This window comes from Nocardia sp. NPDC004168 (assembly GCF_040610355.1).
GTDB classification, from domain to species: domain Bacteria; phylum Actinomycetota; class Actinomycetes; order Mycobacteriales; family Mycobacteriaceae; genus Nocardia; species Nocardia sichangensis.
Genome location: NZ_JBEXME010000016.1, coordinates 1 through 16,837 on the forward strand (window position 1 = coordinate 1; position 16,837 = coordinate 16,837).

The window sequence follows — 16,837 nt, forward strand, 5'->3', positions numbered from 1 at the left end:
CCTCTGGCGACGACGACGTCGACCGCCACACAGGACGCGGCCCATGCGTGCATTCCCGTCGCAGCCCCGAAACCCGCGACCAGCCGTGGAAACGGCTGCCCCGCCTCACGATCCGCCTGGTCAGGACCCGGACAGCGCCTTCTTCAACGCGGTTGCCGCACCCCGATAGACGGACAGAAGATCCTGGCCCTGCTCGGGATAGTTCACGATCGATACCTGTTCGACGCCCGAGTCCGGCAGCACGGCGCCGGTGGACATGTGCGCGTTGTCGAGCACGAACTGCGGCTTCTTCGCACTCAACTCCGCCAACTGACCGGGCGTCACGGGTTCAGGACCATAGGTGCCCACAATCTGCGCACCTGCCAGCTCGGCCGCCCACGTCGAGAACACCTGGGCGATGACCGTCGGCTGCCTTCCACCCGGCCAAGCCGAGCGGACGTCCCCGCCGAGCTTGTCGTACTCGGTGCTGAACGTCGCGGTCCACGCCTGCGCCGCCGCGGTGGTGCCGAAGCGCTCGCCCAGCGCCTGCACTTGGGCTTTCACCTTGGCCGCGGAGTTGTCCAGATCGACTTCGATCAATTCGGCCTTCGATCCCGCGGCTTCCTTGATTTTGGCCGCGAACGGCTCGAACGGCGCGTAGAGCACGAAATCCGCTTCCGCCACCGCGGTCAGATCCGACGGTTTGGGATCGTAGTCCGGAGCATGGTGAACCGACGGCGGAACAATGACTTTCACGTCCGCCGCGCCTGCGGCTTCGGCGAACGCAGCCTCCCAGGTGGTGGTCGCCACGACGACCGGGTGGGTGTGTCCATGGTGGTCGTGCTGTTCGCTTTCGGAGCTGGAACACCCGCTCAGCAGCACGGTTGCCGCGACCACAGTCGTCAGGCTCATACCGGCGGTCAATGGTCGAAAGCGTGCCATGAGAATGTTCTCCGTTCAGGAATCAGATGGGCCGCGAAGGCGACTGCCCCCGCGGTGAGGACCAGCACCGGCCCAGGAGGAAGATCGAAGGCCAGCGCCAGCACGAATCCCACGGAATTCACCGCAACGCCGATACCGACAGCCCAGACGATGATCGAAATCAGCGAGCGGCCCAACCGCCGCGCGGCCAAAGCCGGCAGCAAGGTGAGCGCATCCACGAGCAGCGCACCGGTCAGCCGGATCGCTCCGGCCACCGCAACCGCGATCAGCACCAGCAGAATCAGCGTGAGCCGCCCCACCGCCACACCGGAAACCAACGCCAGCTCGCGATCGTGCAACAGCAGCGCCAAATCACGTCTTCGCCACCAGAACAGCGCAGGCACCACTACCGCGAGCACCGCCAACACGACGACGTCCTGGACCCGGACCGCGAGAATCGAACCCCACAGCAGCGAAAACGCCGCCGAAGCGTTCACTCCGGCCACCGCAAGCACCAGCAGCGCTGCCGCGACGGCCGAACTCATCAGCAAACCCATTGCACCGGAGAGCGTTTCCGGCGTGCGCGCCAGCGGAGTGATCCCCGCCCCGGCCACCGCACACGCGAGCAGACCACACAACGCCGGATCCCATCCGGTCAGCATGCCGACCGCGGCGCCCAGCAGCGCGACGTGCATCATCGCGAACCGGACCGGGATGATATCCAGCCCCACGATGGCCACACCGACCACCGGCAGCCCGATCGAGCCCACCAATAGCGCCACCCCGGCGCGCTGCACCGACCCCATTCCGAGCAGATCGAACAGCTGCGCAGGCCCGTTCACGACAACTCCCGCAGTCGGCCTGCGGCCATCTCCAGCACTCGGTCGCAACGCCGCGCCATGGCGCGGTCATGGGTGACCACGACGAGGGTGACAGGCAGCTCCGTCAGTACGTCGGCGGCCTCCTCCTGACCAGCGAAATCCAACGCGGCCGTGGGTTCGTCGGCCAGAACGACGCTCGCACCAGCTGCCACGCACCCCGCCGCGCGGGCCAGGTGCATACGCTGCAGTTGCCCACCCGAGAGCGTGTCGAGTGGTCGGCCGAGCAGCTCGCCCACACCCAGCCGTGTCGCCATCGCCTGCGCCTGACGGACGTCTCCGCTGCTGGCCAAGAGCTCACCGGCCAGCAGCGGAAATCGGCCCGCCGCGGGCCGCTGGGGAATCCACCCGCACACCCGCCGCCGCCACGCATAGTCCGCCGATGTGCGGCCACCACGGCCTCCCACGGAGATCTCGCCCCGCACAGCCGCGTGCAGGCCGATCACCGCGCGCAGCAGCGTCGTCTTGCCCGAGCCATTGGTACCGGTCAATGCGACCCGTTGACCGGCAGAAATGTCGAGGTCGACATCACTGACCACGTCGACACGTCCGTGCCGGCACGACACCCCCCGCAAGCGCAGGTTCAGCCCCGCCATCATCCCACCTCCTTACCGGCCGTCACCCGCACGCCGACCGGTGTGCCCGGAAGTAGTCGCACCACCACGCCTATCGGTTCCGCGACATGATCACCGTCGGCGGCGGACCCGTCGATCCCCCGCACCACCGAGACGAGGGTTTCGCGGGCACGGGCCACCCGAGAACGAATCGTGCCGACCGGACAACCCACCGTCTGCGCCGCCTCGGCATAGGACATACCCAAGACCTGGGTCAACACGAACGCCTCGCGCCGCTCTTGCGGCAGACTGCACAGCAGGTCGTTCAACGCCACCTCCTCGGCGAAATCCGGCGTACGCCGATCAGGCCGCTGCTCGAGAATCTGCGACCATTCCGGCACCTGAGTCGTCTTCGGACGAGCGGCGACACTGCGGAACCGGTCCACCACCACGCGGCGAGCGATCGACAGCAGCCAGGTTCGTGCGGTCGAATTCCCGGCGAACCGCGGCAGACTGCCCATGGCCCGCAAGAACGTCTCCTGTGTCAGGTCGTCAGCGGATTGGACATCGGTCAGGTGCGCGACGAAACGCCACACATCGCGCTGCGTCGATTGGATGAACTGCTCCAACGCCTTTCGATTGCCGGCACCGGCCGACAACGCCAGCGCGGTCAGGAGTTCGTCGGACATCCGCGGCCTCCACATCGACGCATCCGGCACACGAGAAAGCGCCCAGCGCTTAGAGCCGATCGAGGAGAAGGACCGTCGCCGCGGCAGGCAGCCGACAGCGGAGAAGGAGAAAACATTCGCACAATTTCTGTTCGCGACACCACCATTCGGCGGTGCGGAGAGACCGGCAGCCGGACTCGCACAGTGCGCACACCGGCGTAGAGGACCGACTGCCGCTGGACGGGGGCCGGGTGTGCGCACCGGCGTCGCGGCAGACCCTGACGGCTTGCTCACGCGCATCGATGACACGAGCGGCTACGTTCGCCCCCGGAATACCGGCAGCGCCGAATCGCGCCGATCGACGATCGGCCGGGCAGCACTGCCTCCACCGGCAGCACAAGGCGTGACTGCCTCCGATGGCGAACTCTCAGAACCGAACCGCGCCCACCGGAGGCCCACGCCGCGCCATCACATGACGCAGCACGCCCGCGCGCAGCGTCTCGATGCGATGGTCGGCTTCCACCACGGTTCGGGGCTCGCTGTCGACCGACGGATGCACCAGAACCAGAAGCAGAGGCGCCAGAATCCGTGTATACAGCGTCGCCAGTAGCGCGAAGAAGGCGAGTTCCCCGCGCCACAGCCACACCGCGCACACCAGCGCGGCCGCCGCGTGCGCAGCGAACATGCCCGCATCACTGTGCGGATCAATGGTTTGGGAAGCGGCGTGAGCGGCCGACATCGATGACATGCCGAACCACACGTGCAAGCCCGCCTGCATCACCGCAAGCCCACCGCCGATGGCGAAGAAGCCACGCTGACGATCGGCCAGCGCCCACGCCATCGAACCCGTCGCGGCAAACGCCACGATGAAAGCCGACACCGACACGCTGTGCCCCGCCGAGGCCCCATGCCCCAGCGCCGACAACAACACCGCGATTCCCGCGAACACGATGGCACGTGCCGCCCGCGCGTTCCGGGGCGCGGGCACAGTGTTCATAACGCCGTCCATCATGACACTCATATGCCGGCACTGTCCCGCGGGGTTTCGATCACGGCCTCGCCGCAGGCTGCGAAACCGACGAGCCGATCATCAAGCGGCCGAGCATGATCAGGACCTGCGACGAGCCACTCCCATACCGAGTGCCACAAGCAGGCCCAGGGCGCCCAGCACAATGCCGATCCCGCCGAGCCAGCGCGCGGTCGTATCGCTCGACGAACCAGAACTGGAGGACGCCGACTGGATGTCACCATGGTTGTCGGCGCCACCGGAATGCTTGGCGGCCAACGTCAGCGAAGGAGCTGGACGCTCCGGCTCGGACCCATCACCGTCCGCCTTCTGGTCCCAGCGCACGACTTGACCATCCGCGTAGGTCTGCACCGCGGGGATCGTCACCGTCTCGGTGTCCGGCAACCCGTTCGCCAGCACGGAGAACTGCCCGAACTGACTCGGCCCGATGCCACCCCCGGCATCAGCCGTCCAGGTGATGTCGGTGACGTTCCGCGCAGAGTCTTTCCGCACTACCGCTTTCCATCCCGGAGCGGCTTCGGTATCCGCCGCCGTCACCCCCGGAAGCTGCACCGCGACTTCGACCGTGGGGCTACCAGTGCCCGATTCATTCGGCACCCGGAAAACCAGGACCCCCGACCCGCCGCGAGACGCGTCAGGCCCAGAGACAGTGATGTGCGCAAGCGCGGGGGCGGCCCCCACAGTCGTCACGAAGGCCGCGGCAGCGCCTGCCGACGCCGCACGCACCAACCAAGAACTGTTCATCGTCGAGACCTCTCCTCACGGTGAGAAAACGAACGCAACAGATGCTCGCCGACGACGATATGCCACAACTGCGGCAGAACCGCGCATCTGCCGTGAGCGCCGTCGTGGCGAAGACGGCGCACCGCGAGCTCGGCGTCGTGGAGGGTCCGGCACCCGACCACGACTTCCGGACCTACCGACTGCTCAGTGGGTGTCGTTCCAGAACTGGATACCGGCTGCGATCAACGCCGGGACGCCGACGATTACGGTGCCCGCGACCGCGCCCATGCCTGCCAGTGCGGCGCCGGTGATGAGGCAACCGCCGATCGCCGCCGGAACCGCGAGCAGACCGATCGACACCACACCCCCGGTCGCTCCACCGACGATGCCGCCGGCGACGCAGCCGATGCCGCCGCCGATCGCACTACCCAGCAGGCTCCCGACAGTCGCCGCAGCCATCATCGACATGCTGAAGTTGCCGAGGGCCGCGTTGTAATTCGGATGAGACAGTGCATCGATCTCCTGAGCTGTCGCCGCGCTGATCGGGCGCGCGTCGGCGGGGTCGGCGCTCGGGGTCAGCGTGACCGTATCGCCGTCCAGCTGCGCGGCGATCGGCATCGCGCTGCCACCGTGGACGTAGGTCAGCGGAAGAGTCGCGACGGACGTTCCGCTCCGATCGATGAACTGCAGATGGTCATCGCTGACGGTGAGCGCCCCGGCATCCACGGTGAGCACAACCGAGCGGTCGACCACGTTGGCCTGGAAATGGACATCCGGAGTCTCCTGCGTGGGATCCGCCGTCGCGGTTCCCGCCGAGATACACAAAGCCGAGATAGCCATGGCGGCCACCGCAGCGCCCTTACGAAACATCACTGTCGTCTCAACTCTCGATTTCCTTGTGGCAGCGTGGGTTCGCAGCCGACAAAAGGTCGGAGAAGTTGTCGAACCAGTTCCTGATATGACGCACAACACATACCGGCAGGAGGAGCGCGATCGCCGAGACCCGCTGTCACCCGTGCCGACGGTCACGGCCCCAGCTTCTGGGTCAGCTCCGCTCACGCTGTGACTTCGCAGTGAACCACACCGACCGTAGCGGGCCAACGCGCCGGGGACGGACACCACGTTGAACAGCAGATTGCCCATACTCACCCTGAGAGCTACCACAGCCGCCCGCGTCGCGTTCCCGGGGCAGATCCAGTAGCAGCATGCGGGATTGCCAGTCGCCGATGGGGCGGGTCACTTACAACTCTATGTGGCGGTTAGGTGCCCGTCGCTGACCGCTCGTCTCGGGTTGACATACCCGGAACTCAATCTGCGCGAGTTTGTTTGCTCTACCAACGCACGCTCGAGGGATACATTGCCGTGCAGACTATTTCGCAGTAAGAGCCGTCGCGGCCAGCGGCGGTCTACTGGTTCGCCGGGCACGGGCGGTGGTCAGAGCAGGAGATGGAAGATGTCGAAGGCGATGTTCCATTCGGCGGTCCCGGGGTTCTTACGGTCCGGTTCGATCGTGACGAATGTGTGCGCCAGCGCCACGCTCAAGCCTCCGGCAATCAGCGGCAGTCGCTGCTCGGTCGCCTCGGAAAGGGCCATGTCCAACGGCGGCCGGGCCGCCAGTTGATCGAGCACAGACTGTAGTTCGATCTCCTCATCCAGTTTCTCGAACCGGTGGATGCTCTCCTGCAGTCCCTTGGTGATCGGCAGGTCCCACGGTTCGATCACGTCCCTCAGGTTTGCCTTTGCCGAGGCCTTGCCGATGAGGATCAGATCGTAGATCTTGTCGTCGATGAAATCCGTGTAGCGCTTGACGTCGTTCCGGTCGACTTGCAGGCCGGCCGCTGCCCGGAAGAATTGCTGGAATTTCACGGTACCCATCACTGGCATGTCGTCAGCTCCTGTCGAAGTATTCATGGATTTGGCGAACCGCCATCGCTCCCTCACCGACAGCGGAGGCGACACGTTTCACGGAGCCGGTGCGGACGTCACCGGCAGCGAACAGGCCGGGCAGGCTTGTTTCGAGCGTCCTCGACGGCCGGTCGCCAGTCCGCCGGTTGCCGTCCTCACGGGCGTAGACCGCGTCCATGCCCGTGAGGACGAAGCCGTGGTCGTCGAGTGCGATCGCGTCGGCCAGCCACCCGGTGTGCGGCACCGCCCCGATGAAGACGAACAGTGCGTGTACCCGGAGGGTGTCCTGTTCGCCCGTGTGATTGTTCTCGACCACAATCCGGTCGAGGTACTTCTCGCCGTGGACCTCTCGAATCTCGGTATTCCGGTGGACGGTCACGCGTGGATGGCGTTCGATCTGGTCGACGAGGTACCGGGACATGCTCTTTCCGAGGTCACCGCCGCGGATGAGCAGGTGAACCTGGGAGACACGGTCCGCGAGAAAGACGGTGGCCTGTCCGGCGGAGTTTCCGCCGCCGACGATGGCCACTGGGTCGGTGCCGCACATCCGCGCTTCCTGATGGGTTGCGGCGTAGTACACGCTCGTCCCCTCCAGCACCTCGATTCCCGGAACCGCCAACTTGCGATATCGCGCCCCGGTGGCGAGCACGACGGCCCGGCCGCGAACCGTGCCGCCGTCCGCCAGCCGGAGCACGTGGTGGCCGTCCTCGGACCCTAAACCGCTCACCTCCGCCGACACCAGGATTCGGGCGCCGAACTTGCCGGCCTGGATCACGGCTCGCTCCGCCAATTCGGCGCCGGAGATCCCTGCCGGGAAGCCGAGGTAGTTCTCGATCCGGGAGGAGGTACTGGCCTGGCCGCCTGCGGCGAACGACTCCAGTGTCACCGTGTTCAACCCGTCCGAGGCGCCGTACACGGACGCGGCCAGACCGGCCGGTCCCGCACCCACCACGACGAGGTCGAACACGTCCTGGGCCGCGTCGTGGACCGAGTCCGGGACCGGAAGCCCGACGATGCGGGCGAGTTCCGCATTCGTGGGATTGCGCAGCACCTTCTCGCCGTGCCAGATCACGACGGGGGTGTCCTCAGGGGCGACGTCCAGGCTGCGCAGCAGCTGCTCCGCCCGTTCGTCCTGCTCCACATCGATCCACCTGTGGGGCAATCGGTTTCGAATGGCGAACTGCCGAAGCCGCAACGTATCCGGTGAATAGCAGGAGCCGATGATCCGAAATCCCGAACCGAGCCCGATCAGCAGGTGCCGGCGCACCAGGTAGGCGCGCAGGATGAGATCGCTGAGCACGGGATCGTGGGAAACCAGCTCGCGCACCCGGTCGGCCGGGACGACGAGTATCTCGCCGTCCTCGATCGCCTCGGCGGTGAAGAACGCTACCTGGCCTTCCAGCAGTCCTAGCTCGCCCAGGAATCGGCCGGGACCATGCACGCGCAGTAACCGGCGTTCGCCGTCTCCGTCGCCCTCGTCGATGATCGCGACCTTGCCAGAGAGGATGACGAAGAAGTCGTTGCTGGGTTCGCCCTCTCGGATCAGCACCTCGCCGGGGCGAACCGCTCGACGCGTGCCACCGACCTCGAGTGTCGCGACCTGGTCGTCCGTCAGCCGCGGGTATCCTCCGAGCTCATCCGGAGTCTCGTCGAGCGGCGGAATATCGCGGACGGGAGCGGCGCCCTCAGACGAAGTTCTGGTCGACATAACACCAGCGCCAATCTTCACCTGACTCCATCGACTGGACGATCGGATGGCCGATGGCGTGAGCGTGCGCGCTCGCGTGCTTGCCCGGCGAGGAGTCGCAGCAACCGACGTGTCCGCACGTCAGGCACAGCCTCAGATGTACCCACGGGGTGCCGAGGCGAAGACATTCCTCGCAGCCCTGCGGAGTCCGGGGTGCGACGGGCCGGATCGCGGTCACGTGTGGGTCGACATGGACAGAAGTCATGGCTTCGTCTCCTTGCCTGCTTTTTCCGAGAGCGCCTGGTCGAGCCATGTGCGCAGTTGTGGTACCGGAGCGGCGCCCGCCTGACGAGCCAGGATCTCGCCTCGGTCCATCACCAGCAGAGTCGGTACGGCGCGGACAATGAATCGTTCGGCCGTCCTGGGCGCAGCGTCCACGTCGATTTTCACCAGCTTGATTCGACCCGCGCGTTCCCTGGCGAGCTGCTCGAGCGCCGGACTGACCATGCGGCACGGGCCGCACCACGTCGCCCAGAGGTCGACGAGCACAGGCACCGAGGATTTCTCGGCGACCTCCGCGAAGTCGTCGTCCCCTGCCGAGGCGATCCAGGGCAGCGGCTCGTGGCAGTTCCCGCAGCGCGGTTTTCCTTCCCCGGCCGCCGCCACCCTGTTGACCTTGCCGCAGTTCGGGCACTTCACCATTTCGGATCCCACGACGGCACCTCTTCTCAGGCCGCCGCGACGGCGGGTTCCGCATACGCGACGGCGAGCTCGTCGCCGGCCACCGTGACACGGATGGTGCCACCCGGTTCGATCTCGCCGCGCAACAGCGCACGACCTATCCTCGTCTCCACCTCGTGGGCGATGTACCGCCGCAGCGGCCGCGCGCCGTAGACCGGGTCGAAACCGTGTTCGGCGATGAGCCGGCGCGCTTCCGGCGTGATATCCAGATGTATTTGCCGCTGCGACAATCTGTTGCGAAGATCGGTGAGTTGTAGCTCGACGATGTGCTCGATCTGGGGCAGCGTGAGCGGGGTGAACAACACGATGTCGTCGACCCGGTTGAGGAATTCGGGACGGAAGTGCCCGCGCAGCTCGGCCAGCACGCGCTCCCGGGCATCCGGTTTGATCTCGCCGTCGGCTGTGACTCCCTCGAGGAGATACAGGGATCCGATGTTGGAGGTCATGATGATCACCGTGTTCCGGAAATCGACCTGCCTGCCCTGAGAATCGGTGATCCGGCCGTCGTCGAGCACCTGCAGCAGGGTATTGAAGACGTCGGCGTGGGCCTTCTCGATCTCGTCGAAGAGCACCACGGAGTACGGCTTGCGGCGTACCGCCTCGGTGAGCTGGCCGCCCTCGTCGTAGCCGACGTACCCGGGGGGCGCACCGATGAGCCTGCTCACCGTGTGCCGCTCTTGGTACTCGCTCATGTCCAGGCGCACCATGTTGTCTTCGCTGTCGAAGAGGGCACTGGCCAGCGTCTTTGCGAGCTCGGTCTTTCCCACGCCCGTCGGGCCCAGGAAGATGAACGAACCGATCGGCCGGCGTGGGTCACGGATACCCGACCTCGCCCGGATCACCGCGTCTGCGACCAGTTGCACCGCCTCGTCCTGACCGACGACCCTCTCGTGCAAAATCTCGTCGAGCTTCAACAGCTTCTCCCGCTCGCCTTCCTGCAGCCGGGCGACCGGGATACCCGTCCATGCGGCCACGATCTCTGCGATCTCGTCTTCGGTGACCACCTCACGCAGCAACGGATTCCGGCCCTGCCTGGTGGCCAGTTGCTCCTCCGCCGCCCTGAGTCTGCGTTCCAGCTCGGTGATCTCGCCGTATCGCAACTCGGCGGCCCGGTTGAGGTCGTAGTTGCGCTCGGCCTCCTCGGCCTCGTGGCGCAACCGTTCCAGCTCTCCCCGCAGCTCCTGCACCCGCCGGATCGCCTGCCGCTCGGCCTCCCACTGAGCGTGCCTGGCGTCGGCCTCGGCCCGTAGGTCGGCCAGCTCCTTGCGCAGCTCTTCGAGGCGCGCCTTGCTGGCCGCGTCCGTTTCTTTGGACAGCGCGGCCTCTTCGATCTCCAGCCGGGTCACTTTCCGGGTGAGCTCGTCGAGTTCGGCGGGCATGGAGTCGATTTCGGTGCGCTGCCGAGCGCATGCCTCATCGACCAGGTCGATCGCCTTGTCCGGAAGGAAGCGGTCGGTGATGTACCGGTGCGAGAGGGTCACGGCGGCGACCAGGGCGCCGTCCTTGATCTTCACGCCGTGAAACACCTCGAGGCGTTCCCGAAGTCCGCGCAGTATCGAGATCGCATCCTCGACACTGGGCTCGTCGACGAGAACGGTCTGGAAGCGACGCTCCAGTGCCGCATCGGATTCGATGTGTTTGCGATATTCGTCGAGAGTGGTGGCGCCGATCATGTGTAGTTCGCCGCGGGCGAGCATCGGCTTGAGCATGTTGCCTGCGTCGAGAGACCCGTCGCCGCCGACTGATCCCGCGCCCACAACGGTATGTAGCTCGTCGACGAACAATAGGATGCGCCCCTCTGCCGCCTTCACCTCCGACAGCACCGCCTGCAGTCGCTCCTCGAACTCGCCGCGGTACTTCGCGCCGGCCACCAGGGAACCCATGTCGAGCGAGAAGATCGTCTTGTCGCGCAGGCCCTCGGGCACGTCGCCGCGGACGATCCGCTGGGCGAGGCCCTCGACGATCGCGGTCTTACCGACGCCGGGGTCGCCGATCAGCACCGGATTGTTCTTCGTCTTCCGGCTCAGGATCTGCGTTACCCTGCGGATCTCGGCATCTCGGCCGATGACCGGATCGAGATTGCCGACCCGGGCCTCGGAGACGAGATCGCGTCCGTACTTCTCCAGCGCCTCGTACGCCCCTTCCGGGGTCGCCGATGTGACGCGCTGATGGCCGCGCACTTTGGTCAATACGGTGAGGAAGGACTCTCGCGTGACCCCATGACTGGCGAGGACCCTGCCTGCCGCAGTGGCCGACCCCTCCTCGGAGAGGGCCATCACGAGATGCTCCACCGACACGTAGGAATCCTTGAGTCGCTTCGCCTCCCGTTCCGCGGCGTCGAGCAGCCTGGCCAGGCGCTGGGTGATCATCACCTGTCCGGGCGTCGCGCCGGGGCCGCTGACCTTCGGCCTATGCGACAGTTCACGTTCCAGATCGGATCGCAGGGCATCGACGTTGGCGCCGGCCTGCTCGAGCAGTCGGGGTACCAGCCCTTCCCGCTGATCGACCAACGCGAGCAGCAGGTGCTCTCCGTCGACCTCGGTGTGACCCATTCTGGTCGCTACATTCTGGGCTTCCTGCAGGGCTTCTCGTGACTTTTCAGTCAGGCTGCCGGTGTCCATGGGGTGCCCTCCTTCCGCGGGAAGCTGCTTCGAGTTTCTCGATTCGATCCAGCAGATCGAGTACGAGCCCGATGGCCGAGTAGTTCAGGCCCAGACCGGTCCGCAGCCGTTGGATGCGGGCGGCGTGGGCCACTTCGGATGGTTGGAACGACATCTCGCCGCCGGCGTCTCGGTGGGCGTCGAGCAGGCCGAGCGCCACAAGCCTTCGTGCCAGGTCCGGGTGCAACCCGGTACGTTCGGCGAAGGCATCTGGCGACAATCCGGGACGGCGAACCAATACGTACCGGGTGACCGGGGTCGGGGTGCTCATGTCTCTTTCCTCGGATCGAAGTTCGATTCGGTGGCCAACTGCTCGAACAGCTCACGTTCGCGTGCTGTCGGTTTCGACGGCACCATCACCTTGATCTCGGCGTAGAGGTTGCCGTTGGGGCCACGCGGATTGGGCATTCCTTCTCCGCGCAGCCGCAGCTTCCTTCCCGTCGACGAGCCCGGTACCACTTTGACTTTCGCCTCGCCACCCGGGGTGGGAACGACGACGGTCGACCCGAGCACCGCCTCCCATGGCGATACGGGCAGGTCCACGTAGATGTCGCGACCCTGTATCCGGAAGCGGGAATGCGGCTTGATGCGCACCACGAGGTACAGATCCCCGGGCGGCGCGTCACCGTTGCTCCGCCCGCCTTGCCCGGCCAGCCGGATTCGCTGGCCGTCCAGGACACCGGCGGGAATGTCGACGTCGTACTGGCGTCCGTCCAGTCTGAGTGTGCGTTTGCCGCCCCGATACGCCTGTTCCAGAGTCAGTTCCAGTTCCGCTTCCTGGTCGGCCCCGGGAATCGGCCCGTATCCGCCGGCGCCGCCGAACATCTGCCCGAAGAGGTCCTCGAAGTCGACGGCGCCCTCGCCACCGAAACCTCGACCGAAGTGCACCCTTCTGCCCCCGCCGCCGTACCCACCGGCGCCGGCCCGGACCCGTTCGTCGTAGTCCTCGGGCACACGCCGGAAGTCCTCACCGAATCGGTCGTAACGTTTCCGGGTGTCCGGGTCGGACAACACCTGGTAGGCCTCGTTGGCCTCCTTGAACTTGTCCTCCGCAGTGGGGTCCTTGTTCACGTCGGGGTGATACTTGCGCGCCAGCTTGCGGTACGCCTGCTGGATTTCGTCGGTGCCTGCGCCGCGCGGGACACCGAGGACGTCGTAGTAGTCACGCGCCATCGGTGCTCACCCCTCGGGTCGGCTGACGACCACCGAGGCGGGACGCAACTGCCGACCGTCCTCTCCATAGCCCGGGCGCAAGACCTCGATCACGGTCCCGGAGGGAACGTCCGGTTGGGCCACCACGCTGACCACTTCGTGTAGCTCCGGGGAGAACGGCACACCGACCTCGTCGTGGCGCTCGAAGCCGAACTGCGCCAGCACCTGCACCGCTTGGTCTCGGATCGCCTTCACGCCCTCGACGACGGCCTGGGGATCGCTGCCCGCATGGGCCAGCGCGAGTTCCAAATTGTCCAGCACCGGGAGCCACGCAGCGGATACCTTCGCCACCTCCGCGGCGCGGGCACGGTCCAGATCCTTGGCAAACCGCTTGCGCAGGTTGTCCAGATCTGCAAGGGCCCTGCGCCAGCGGTCCTCGAGTTGAGCCAGCTCGGCCCCCGTGTCGGTGCGATCCGGCGCCGTCTCGGTCTGATCCCCGTCGGTAGCCGACTCGGTAGCCGACTCGGTCGTCGAATGATCTGCGGACCTTTCCATCGTGTGCCTCAGCTTCGATCGAATTCGGCGTCGATCACGTCGTCGTCATCCGACGACGCCGCTTCTCCGCCGCCTGCCCGGTGTCCGTCTCCGCCGCCGGACTGGACCGGTGCGAGCCCGTAGAGCAGCTGCTGCAACTCGGAGGTGAGTGGCTCTACCTCGGCGGGGGGAGCATTGTCTTCCACGGCTTTCCTGGCGTCGGCGATCAGCATCTCGGCGCGTGCCTTGTCGTGCGGTGGAGCACTGTCACCGAGTTCGGCGAGTCGCCGTTCCACTTGATAGGCAACCGAATCCAGCGCGTTGCGCGCGTCGACCGCCTTTCGCAGCGCCTCGTCCTCGGCCCGGTTCCGTTCGGCCTCCGCGAGCATGCGCTCTACCTCACTCTGGTCGAGGTTGCTCTGCTCACTGATCGTGATGCTCTGCTCCTTACCGGTGTCCTTGTCGCGGGCGGTGACGTGGAGGATGCCGTTGGCGTCGATGTCGAACGTGACTTCGACTTGGGCCTCGCCACGGGGTGCCGGGCGAATGCCTTCCAGCCGGAACCGACCGAGCACCCGGTTGTCGGCGGCGCGTTCGCGTTCGCCCTGCAGGACCACGACATCCACTGCGGGCTGATTGTCTTCCGCGGTGGCGAACACTTCACTGCGCCGGACCGGGATCGTCGTGTTGCGCTCGATGATCTTGGTCATCACCCCGCCCTGGGTCTCGACGCCGAGGGACAGCGGGGTGACATCGAGCAACAGCACATCGGAGACCTCGCCCTTGAGCACGCCCGCCTGGACTGCGGCACCGAGCGCCACGACCTCGTCCGGGTTGACGCTCATGTTGGGGTCCTTGCCGCCGGTGAGCCGGCGAACCAGCGCCTGCACCGCCGGAATACGTGTCGAACCACCGACCAGAATCACCTCGTCGATGTCGTTGGCGGTGACCTTGGCGTCACTCATCGCCTGCTTCACCGGGCCGAGGCAGCGTTCCACCAGATCCGCCGTCAGATCCTCGAACTTCGATCGCATGATCGTGGTGGTGAGGTGCTTGGGACCGTTCGCGTCAGCGGTGACGAAGGGCAGGTTGACCTGGGCCTGTGTCACCGAGGACAGCTCGACCTTGGCTTTCTCTGCTGCCTCGAAGAGTCGCTGCAACGCCTGGGCGTCCTTGCGCAGATCGATGTTCTCCGCCCGTTGGAACTCGTCGGCGAGGTAGTCCACCAGACGTCGGTCGAAGTCGTCGCCGCCGAGATGGGAGTCGCCGGCCGTGGCACGAACCTCGACCACTCCCTCGCCGACGTCGAGCAGGCTCACATCGAAGGTGCCGCCGCCGAGGTCGAAGACCAGTACGGTCTCGTGGGTCTGCTTGTCCATGCCGTATGCCAGTGCCGCGGCGGTCGGCTCGTTGATGATTCGCAAAACCTCGAGGCCCGCGATCCGGCCGGCGTCCTTGGTGGCGTTGCGCTGTGCGTCGTTGAAGTACGCGGGAACGGTGATGACCGCTTCTTTGACCTTCTCACCGAGGAACTTGCTCGCGTCGTCGACGAGCTTGCGCAGCACGAGGGCACTGATCTCCTCCGGCGCGTACTTCTTGCCCCGCACGTCGAAGCGAGCCTCACCGTTGTCGCCCGGCACGACGTCGAAACTGACCGCTTTGGCCTCCTCGGAGACCTCGTCGTAGTGACGTCCGATGAAGCGTTTCGCGGAGTAAATTGTGCCCTTCGGATTCAAGATCGCCTGCCGTCGGGCGAGCTGACCCACCAGCCGCTCCCCGCTCTCGGTGAAGGCCACCACCGACGGCGTCGTCCGCGCTCCCTCGGCATTGGAGATCACCCCCGGCTCGCCGCCTTGCCAGCTTGCGATGACCGAGTTCGTGGTGCCCAGGTCGATACCTACAGCGGTCGCCATGACTCATTCCTTTCGATCGGTCCGGCCGGTGAGCAGGCGAACGGCTTCGTCCGTGACCTCGACGTCGGCAAGGACTTCGTAGTGACGTGGTTGTAATGACTGGATTGAGGTGAAGTCGCGCCGACCGCCCCGCAGCGCGTGCATGAATAGGCCGAGCAGGACGCCGACAACAGCGCCGAACACCAGGCCGTAGCAGGCGAGCACGAGGCCGGTGAGCAACGGCTGGACCCAGTCGAGTAGTCCGAAGATTCAGCCGAACAGTGCGCCGTCAGCGCACCCGCGGCGGCGCCTCGCAGAGCGGCCCGGCCGTAGTTCAATCGGCCGACGACCTGCTCGACCAGCTCGATGTCGCGTCCGACGACGGCCAGTTCGTCGACTGTTGAATGCTGGTCGGAGAGGTAGTCGACGGCGCTTTCAGCGTCGGCGTAGTCGTCGAATGTTGCCATTACCTGGCGCGCAGGTTGGTTCGGACGTATCGGCGAGGTTCCGCGATCGGACTCTGACATCACGCCCCCTGGGCGTCGATGATTCGGTGTTCGCCGAGCCTGCGTGAACCAGTTCGGCGTCTGGCCGGTCGGTCAACCGCTTGAACTCACGGACGGCTCAACCGCTGAAAGTTCTTCATCCGCCTGTAGGCGTCGACAGAACGGGAGGCGGTGGCGTCCACACCCCGGCTGGGGCATAGGAGTGCCGGAACCCGCTCGAGGCGGCCGGTGCGCGCACTCCGGGCATCAGCCACTACTTCAGGGCTTCCACGAGTAGAACTCCGATACGAAAGATCGGGACTGCTGAGCGGTGTGACAAGGTCCCAGCAGGTCGAAAGTAGGAAGCCAACTACGCCACACAGTGTAGCCACGGGAGCACCGGGAGTCACGGCTCCGTGCCCGCTCGCGCCAGGAACAGCGGTCACCTGCGCGAGGACTTCACCGACGAGGCATCGTCATCTGTTGCGCTCACCTCGTCGTTGCGCACCGAGAATCCGACAGGTTCGGCGGACTCGCGTACCAAAGTTCGCGGTCAGGTGGGTGACGCGGTTCTGTCGAGCTTGCGGGGGGCTGTTTCCAGTCGGTGGTTCAGAGCTTGTTGGCGAGCACGTCGAGGTTGCTGATTTCGGGCGGCGCGGCGAAGAGTTCGTCGGCGCGTTCGCCGAGGGCCTTGCCGACCGGCCCATTGAGATGTGTTTCGCGGGCGGCCTGGTCTGGGAATGCGTCGATGATGCCGAACGTCGAAGGGCCGAACCGTACCGCGAGCCAGGGCTTCGTGCCGGGCTCCTGCTCGACGAGTGGCAGCGCCGATCGGAGGAATTCCACGACCGCGTTTTCCTTGCCGGGTTTGGCTTCGAGTCGGACCAGCAGCGCCTTGGTGGCCATGGCGGGTCTCCTGTTCGAGGTGGTGGACATGATCCAGCATCACATCATCGACCGGTGAAGAGAAGGAGCCGAGCCCACAAATCAATGAGACCGATCTCGACCCCCCTAGCGATCGCGGAGCCGAA

Annotated in this window: 15 protein-coding genes and 3 pseudogenes; all 18 read right to left on the reverse strand. The window is 66.0% G+C overall.

Translation table 11 applies throughout. The features are described from left to right. Window positions 1-120: 120 nt before the first annotated feature. On the reverse strand, window positions 121-891 hold the full coding sequence (locus tag ABZW96_RS25025; protein WP_355078061.1) for a zinc ABC transporter substrate-binding protein: 771 nt from the start codon (window positions 889-891) through the stop codon (window positions 121-123). An 8-nt stretch (window positions 892-899) separates the two neighbouring features. Further along, window positions 900-1,742, reverse strand: coding sequence for a metal ABC transporter permease (locus ABZW96_RS25030; RefSeq protein ID WP_355078062.1), 843 nt, complete (start codon window positions 1,740-1,742; stop codon window positions 900-902). After that, window positions 1,739-2,377, reverse strand: coding sequence for an ABC transporter ATP-binding protein (locus tag ABZW96_RS25035; protein WP_355078063.1), 639 nt, complete (start codon window positions 2,375-2,377; stop codon window positions 1,739-1,741). The genes ABZW96_RS25030 and ABZW96_RS25035 overlap by 4 nt, the downstream gene beginning before the upstream one ends. A 125-nt stretch (window positions 2,378-2,502) precedes the next feature. After that, window positions 2,503-3,036: pseudogene (gene sigC / locus ABZW96_RS25040) on the reverse strand (RNA polymerase sigma factor SigC); the annotation flags it as partial. 391 nt (window positions 3,037-3,427) lie between these two features. After that, complete coding sequence (locus ABZW96_RS25045) at window positions 3,428-3,928, reverse strand: hypothetical protein (RefSeq protein ID WP_355078064.1); 501 nt, start codon at window positions 3,926-3,928, stop codon at window positions 3,428-3,430. Between the two features lie 180 nt (window positions 3,929-4,108). Then, window positions 4,109-4,771 (reverse strand): YcnI family protein, encoded by a 663-nt coding sequence (locus ABZW96_RS25050; protein ID WP_355078065.1) that lies wholly within the window; start codon window positions 4,769-4,771, stop codon window positions 4,109-4,111. A 183-nt stretch (window positions 4,772-4,954) separates the two neighbouring features. Beyond that, window positions 4,955-5,590 (reverse strand): hypothetical protein, encoded by a 636-nt coding sequence (locus ABZW96_RS25055; RefSeq protein ID WP_355078066.1) that lies wholly within the window; start codon window positions 5,588-5,590, stop codon window positions 4,955-4,957. Between the two features lie 594 nt (window positions 5,591-6,184). After that, a complete protein-coding gene (locus ABZW96_RS25060; RefSeq protein ID WP_355078196.1) occupies window positions 6,185-6,625 on the reverse strand; it encodes a DUF1931 family protein in 441 nt (146 codons plus the stop codon). Window positions 6,626-6,638: 13 nt separating this feature from the next. Then, window positions 6,639-8,363, reverse strand: coding sequence for an FAD-dependent oxidoreductase (locus tag ABZW96_RS25065; RefSeq protein WP_355078067.1), 1,725 nt, complete (start codon window positions 8,361-8,363; stop codon window positions 6,639-6,641). Continuing rightward, window positions 8,341-8,607: a UBP-type zinc finger domain-containing protein gene (locus ABZW96_RS25070; protein ID WP_355078068.1), complete on the reverse strand. Its 267-nt coding sequence runs from the start codon at window positions 8,605-8,607 to the stop codon at window positions 8,341-8,343. The genes ABZW96_RS25065 and ABZW96_RS25070 overlap by 23 nt, the downstream gene beginning before the upstream one ends. Further along, the gene (gene trxA / locus ABZW96_RS25075) at window positions 8,604-9,056 is read right to left on the reverse strand and encodes a thioredoxin (RefSeq protein WP_355078069.1); all 453 of its coding nucleotides are present in this window, start codon (window positions 9,054-9,056) and stop codon (window positions 8,604-8,606) included. Before trxA ends, ABZW96_RS25070 begins: the two co-directional genes overlap by 4 nt. 14 nt (window positions 9,057-9,070) lie before the next feature. Continuing rightward, window positions 9,071-11,704, reverse strand: coding sequence for an ATP-dependent chaperone ClpB (gene clpB, locus ABZW96_RS25080; RefSeq protein WP_355078070.1), 2,634 nt, complete (start codon window positions 11,702-11,704; stop codon window positions 9,071-9,073). After that, window positions 11,686-12,014, reverse strand: a pseudogene (locus tag ABZW96_RS25085) (chaperone modulator CbpM). The gene clpB and the pseudogene ABZW96_RS25085 overlap by 19 nt, the downstream one beginning before the upstream one ends. After that, window positions 12,011-12,916 carry a J domain-containing protein gene (locus ABZW96_RS25090; protein ID WP_355078071.1) on the reverse strand — a complete coding sequence of 302 codons (906 nt, stop codon included), beginning with the start codon at window positions 12,914-12,916 and terminating at the stop codon, window positions 12,011-12,013. Before ABZW96_RS25090 ends, ABZW96_RS25085 begins: the two are co-directional and overlap by 4 nt. 6 nt (window positions 12,917-12,922) lie before the next feature. Then, window positions 12,923-13,450 carry a nucleotide exchange factor GrpE gene (locus ABZW96_RS25095; RefSeq protein ID WP_355078072.1) on the reverse strand — a complete coding sequence of 176 codons (528 nt, stop codon included), beginning with the start codon at window positions 13,448-13,450 and terminating at the stop codon, window positions 12,923-12,925. Window positions 13,451-13,458: 8 nt separating this feature from the next. After that, window positions 13,459-15,342, reverse strand: a complete 1,884-nt coding sequence (gene dnaK / locus ABZW96_RS25100; RefSeq protein ID WP_355078073.1) for a molecular chaperone DnaK — start codon at window positions 15,340-15,342, stop codon at window positions 13,459-13,461. A gap of 3 nt (window positions 15,343-15,345) precedes the next feature. Next, a pseudogene (locus tag ABZW96_RS25105) lies at window positions 15,346-15,848 on the reverse strand (general stress protein). A 567-nt stretch (window positions 15,849-16,415) separates the two neighbouring features. Beyond that, complete coding sequence (locus tag ABZW96_RS25110) at window positions 16,416-16,712, reverse strand: antibiotic biosynthesis monooxygenase (RefSeq protein WP_355078074.1); 297 nt, start codon at window positions 16,710-16,712, stop codon at window positions 16,416-16,418. Between the last annotated feature and the right edge of the window lie 125 nt (window positions 16,713-16,837).

Excerpts from the sequence above, each read along its gene's own strand:
- ABZW96_RS25025 (WP_355078061.1), bottom strand. The coding sequence starts at position 891 with ATGAGCCTGACGACTGTGGTCGCGGCAACCGTGCTGCTGAGCGGGTGT.
- ABZW96_RS25035 (WP_355078063.1), bottom strand. The coding sequence starts at position 2,377 with ATGATGGCGGGGCTGAACCTGCGCTTGCGGGGGGTGTCGTGCCGGCAC.
- ABZW96_RS25050 (WP_355078065.1), bottom strand. The coding sequence starts at position 4,771 with ATGAACAGTTCTTGGTTGGTGCGTGCGGCGTCGGCAGGCGCTGCCGCG.
- ABZW96_RS25055 (WP_355078066.1), bottom strand. The coding sequence starts at position 5,590 with ATGGCTATCTCGGCTTTGTGTATCTCGGCGGGAACCGCGACGGCGGAT.
- ABZW96_RS25060 (WP_355078196.1), bottom strand. The coding sequence starts at position 6,625 with ATGGGTACCGTGAAATTCCAGCAATTCTTCCGGGCAGCGGCCGGCCTG.
- ABZW96_RS25065 (WP_355078067.1), bottom strand. The coding sequence starts at position 8,363 with ATGTCGACCAGAACTTCGTCTGAGGGCGCCGCTCCCGTCCGCGATATT.
- ABZW96_RS25070 (WP_355078068.1), bottom strand. The coding sequence starts at position 8,607 with ATGACTTCTGTCCATGTCGACCCACACGTGACCGCGATCCGGCCCGTC.
- clpB (WP_355078070.1), bottom strand. The coding sequence starts at position 11,704 with ATGGACACCGGCAGCCTGACTGAAAAGTCACGAGAAGCCCTGCAGGAA.
- ABZW96_RS25090 (WP_355078071.1), bottom strand. The coding sequence starts at position 12,916 with ATGGCGCGTGACTACTACGACGTCCTCGGTGTCCCGCGCGGCGCAGGC.
- ABZW96_RS25095 (WP_355078072.1), bottom strand. The coding sequence starts at position 13,450 with ATGGAAAGGTCCGCAGATCATTCGACGACCGAGTCGGCTACCGAGTCG.
- dnaK (WP_355078073.1), bottom strand. The coding sequence starts at position 15,342 with ATGGCGACCGCTGTAGGTATCGACCTGGGCACCACGAACTCGGTCATC.
- ABZW96_RS25110 (WP_355078074.1), bottom strand. The coding sequence starts at position 16,712 with ATGGCCACCAAGGCGCTGCTGGTCCGACTCGAAGCCAAACCCGGCAAG.